This is a genomic window from Anaeromonas gelatinilytica (assembly GCF_016820635.1).
In the GTDB taxonomy this organism is placed as follows: Bacteria; Bacillota; Clostridia; order Tissierellales; family SIT17; genus Anaeromonas; species Anaeromonas gelatinilytica.
The window spans coordinates 1-3,587 of the sequence record NZ_WSFU01000118.1; the positions used below are offsets into that span (position 1 = coordinate 1).

Below are 3,587 nucleotides of genomic sequence, written 5' to 3' on the forward strand. Positions count from 1 at the left end.
TTTGTCTAAATCCCATCTTCCCTCAATCTTAAACCTTGCACTTTCTATCAATTCAACTATTTTTTCTTTCCCACAAACTACATATTCTTCATTGATATCATTTTTCTTATATAATTTTTTATCTATCAATTTAGCCTTTTCATTAAACTGTTCAATGAAGTATCTATCCATATTAGAACCAGCTTCATCATTATCAGAAACTATTATCAAAGATTCAAATTCATCTAAAAATTCTTTAGATTGTTCTATTAAAGTCGGTAAACTATTAGCTCCGGCTCCTACACTTACAACATTTTCATATCCACATTGACTTATTACCATTGCATCAAACTCACCTTCACAAATTATAAGTTCCATTGCTTTTTTAGTGTTTTGAATATTATATAAATAAGGTTTAGAACCGGTTATATTCTTCATTTTAGGTTTTCCTGGATTCTTAGTAGGTTTTCTAGTTTTATATCCTATTACAGTTTCATATTTGTAATAAGGAAAAGCTATATCACCTTTATATGTCCCTAGATTAAACTTTTTTATAGTATCTTCATTTACCCCTCTTAGCTTTATGTAGTCTATACATTGCTTTGATATTGATTGAACTCTTTTAATTTCATCTATAAATTTATCTCTATTTTTTTGTATAGAAGTATTTTTATAATCATCTTCTGATAATAGCTCTGATACTATCTCTTGATGTGTATAATTAAGATGTTCTCTGTAATAGCCATATATATCAATCTTCATTCCACAACCAAAGCAATAGAATTGTAAAGCATTAGGGTCCCAACTCATAGAAGGGTCTCTATCTCCATTTTTGTGTGCAAAAGCATTAGGACAATGATATTTTTTACCTTTTTTAGCTAGACCAAGGCCATTTGCTATAATACTTTCAGCTTCACTATTAAATTTTTCTTTAATCTCTTGAATCTTATCCAAGTTCTCACCTCTATTCTGCTACTACTCCCTCAAATAATTCTCATTAATAACCATTTTTAGTGGTGGCCTTTTAGACTTTTTTTCTTTTTTCAAGCATTGTCCCCACTCTAAATATTTACTAAAAGAAGTATTTATTTGACTCCTATGATTTGCATTTTGTTTAAAAGGATTATCTAATATCCAATCACTAAATTTAGTAATTGCTTCTACCAAATCTAACTTAGGATATCTTTTCTCAAGCTCTTTCATATAATCTAAATCTTTCTTTCTATCCAAAGGATAATTAGTTATTTTTTCTAGTACGGAAATATATTCAACTTCTTGAGGCGTCATAATAATATTATTTTCTTTATTATCTTTATTATCTTTATTAGTTGTGTCTTTTCGTAGTTCTTTCGCAGTCTTCTTGTGGTCTTCAACTGGTTTTTTTGTAGTCTTCTTCTGGTCTTTTGGCGGTTCTTTTGTAGTCTTTTCGTGGTCTTCTTGTGGTCTTTTTGCAGTCTCTACATCTTGGTAATCACTGTAATTCACTATGGTTAAGGTGGTCTTTTTTGTGTCACTTTTTTTAATTATCATATTATCTTCTTCTAATAATTTTAAAAAGTTTCTTACTTTTGTTTTAGACCATCCCCATCTTTCCATGAGTTTTAGTTCAGAAATTATAAGACTTCCTCTTTTCACTTCGATTAGTTCATTTCCTAATAAAAATTTATTATCTTTATAATTTGCTAATAAAATTAAATCAAACCATGCTGATCTTTTATCAAAAGGTTTTTCTTGCCAAATCCAATGATTTTGAATTTTTCTGTGTAGACTTATCCAACCACTCATATTTTACCCTCCTTTTGTATTAATTAGGGGAGATTTTACTCCCCTATTTTTTTAAACTCTCATATCCTTTACATACATTGTCATACTCTTGTTTTGTCAGTTCTGATACATCTTTGTTAAACTTCTTTTTCACTTGTTCTTTTACTGTATCAGCATCTATATTTGCACTATATGCAATAGCATAAAGTCTTTCAATCTGCTTATCTGATAAATTACTATTAGATGTAGTAGCGTTACTTGATGCATTCTTTTTCTTAGGTTCTGCATTATTTCCGTCATCATCATCTTCTGATGAAATTCCAAGTATTGCAGATAATGCATACCTTCTAGCATAAGTAATAGCACTTCCTGCTCCTTGTGCTGTAGCCTTATCAGCTTTTAATATTAATGGATCCGGTTCAATCCATTCCCCACTTTCATGAAGTAATAGAGTAGTAACTACTATCTTTTCTCCGTCCCCAGCTGGGGCTTGCATTATACTTAGTCCATATTTAGATAATATAGGTCTTATAAGATTTAAAACATCATTTAAAGGAGCATATTTACTCTTAAAAAATGGATTAGTAGCAGTATTAGCTGGATTTTTAATTTCTGACTGAAACTTAGATAGAGCTATAGCTAAATTCTTTATGCTCTCACTTTTATTCATTTTTTTACACCTCAACCTTAAACTCTGGTTCTCTTTCTACTATCTTGATACAGTCTAATTTTTCACCAGTATCTAAATCCACTGCAACTCCATCAACATTACCGATAGATTTTTTATATTTGACCCAATCTGGAGACTTCTTTATCTTAACTAATTCAGGTCTTTCCTTTTCTAAGTATTCAACTAACTTATCATTATCTCTCTTATACTCAGGACCTCTAATTTTCATAATTAACTGTCCTGAAGGTAATGTATATTTACCTTGGGTCTTAGTAACTTTTATCTTCTTCATATCTATAGATGAAAAATATTCATGTAGCTTAGCTTCAAAAAAAGATACACCTTTTTTCATTTCTTTTTCTTCTTTTTCCATAGCTTCCATGAGTTGATCTATCTTGGCATCCACTATCATCTTAAATCTTTTGAATTCTGCTTTCTTTTCTCGTATCATATCTAAAGCGAAATCTGCTGCTAAATCGTCCTTTATATACCATGTTTCTTTATTTTCCTCATTTACACCTAAATGTTCATCAGCTAAATTAATCATAATATTTTCCATTAAAACCCCTCCTATTAGAATATTTTTTAACTATTCTATATTTCCTTAAATATTTCCTAATTGTAGATGTACTACAATTTAACTCTATACCAACTTCTTTCATAGTTAAGTCCTTATTTATATACAGTTCTTTCAATATATCCTTAGGCAAATCGTAGCTATCTCTCTTTATAACATGTAATTTTCTATGCTCATCATCTTGCAATACTTCTAAATTTTCAATACAATTATCCCATCTAATTCCATTCTTATGATGAACTACTTCATTATCTTTTAATTTTCTTCCTAAATGCTGTTCCATAACCCATCTATGTTCCCATACCCTTTCTCCGTTAGGTAGGCTCTTTTTAACATGAATATTTCTTCTTTTAGAATTTGGTATTTTATAGTCACTTCTATCTCTCTTTTTATAAATTCCCATATTCAGTATTCTTCTTCTGATATTTTCTTTAGAAGTGTCAAGCCTTCTAGCTATACTACTCATTGATTCACCGTTTTGATATAAGTTCTTTATTAAGTCTTCATCAAGTTTAAGTTTTTTCATTTATATTTCTCCAGCACTTAAATCATTTTCTATTTTCCATGTTTTCTTTTCTTCTGTATTCAAATTTTCTT

The 3,587-nt window shown here is 29.4% G+C and carries 5 protein-coding genes; all 5 read right to left on the bottom strand.

Annotation, left to right across the window (positions count from 1 at the left end):
* The coding region (locus tag GOQ29_RS10100) for a toprim domain-containing protein (protein ID WP_203372530.1) at nt 1-933 on the bottom strand (933 nt) is incomplete at its 3' end.
* Between the two features lie 21 nt (nt 934-954).
* Complete coding sequence (locus tag GOQ29_RS10105; RefSeq protein ID WP_203372531.1) at nt 955-1,764, bottom strand: hypothetical protein; 810 nt, start codon at nt 1,762-1,764, stop codon at nt 955-957.
* 43 nt (nt 1,765-1,807) lie between these two features.
* On the bottom strand, nt 1,808-2,413 hold the full coding sequence (locus GOQ29_RS10110; protein WP_203372532.1) for an ERF family protein: 606 nt from the start codon (nt 2,411-2,413) through the stop codon (nt 1,808-1,810).
* Between the two features lie 4 nt (nt 2,414-2,417).
* Entirely contained in the window at nt 2,418-2,972 is a 555-nt protein-coding gene (locus tag GOQ29_RS10115; RefSeq protein WP_203372533.1) for a host-nuclease inhibitor Gam family protein, read from the bottom strand.
* Entirely contained in the window at nt 2,953-3,516 is a 564-nt protein-coding gene (locus GOQ29_RS10120; protein ID WP_203372534.1) for an HNH endonuclease signature motif containing protein, read from the bottom strand. The genes GOQ29_RS10115 and GOQ29_RS10120 overlap by 20 nt, the downstream gene beginning before the upstream one ends.
* Nucleotides 3,517-3,587 lie beyond the last annotated feature (71 nt).

Excerpts from the sequence above, each read along its gene's own strand:
- GOQ29_RS10105 (WP_203372531.1), bottom strand. The coding sequence starts at position 1,764 with ATGAGTGGTTGGATAAGTCTACACAGAAAAATTCAAAATCATTGGATT.
- GOQ29_RS10110 (WP_203372532.1), bottom strand. The coding sequence starts at position 2,413 with ATGAATAAAAGTGAGAGCATAAAGAATTTAGCTATAGCTCTATCTAAG.
- GOQ29_RS10115 (WP_203372533.1), bottom strand. The coding sequence starts at position 2,972 with ATGGAAAATATTATGATTAATTTAGCTGATGAACATTTAGGTGTAAAT.
- GOQ29_RS10120 (WP_203372534.1), bottom strand. The coding sequence starts at position 3,516 with ATGAAAAAACTTAAACTTGATGAAGACTTAATAAAGAACTTATATCAA.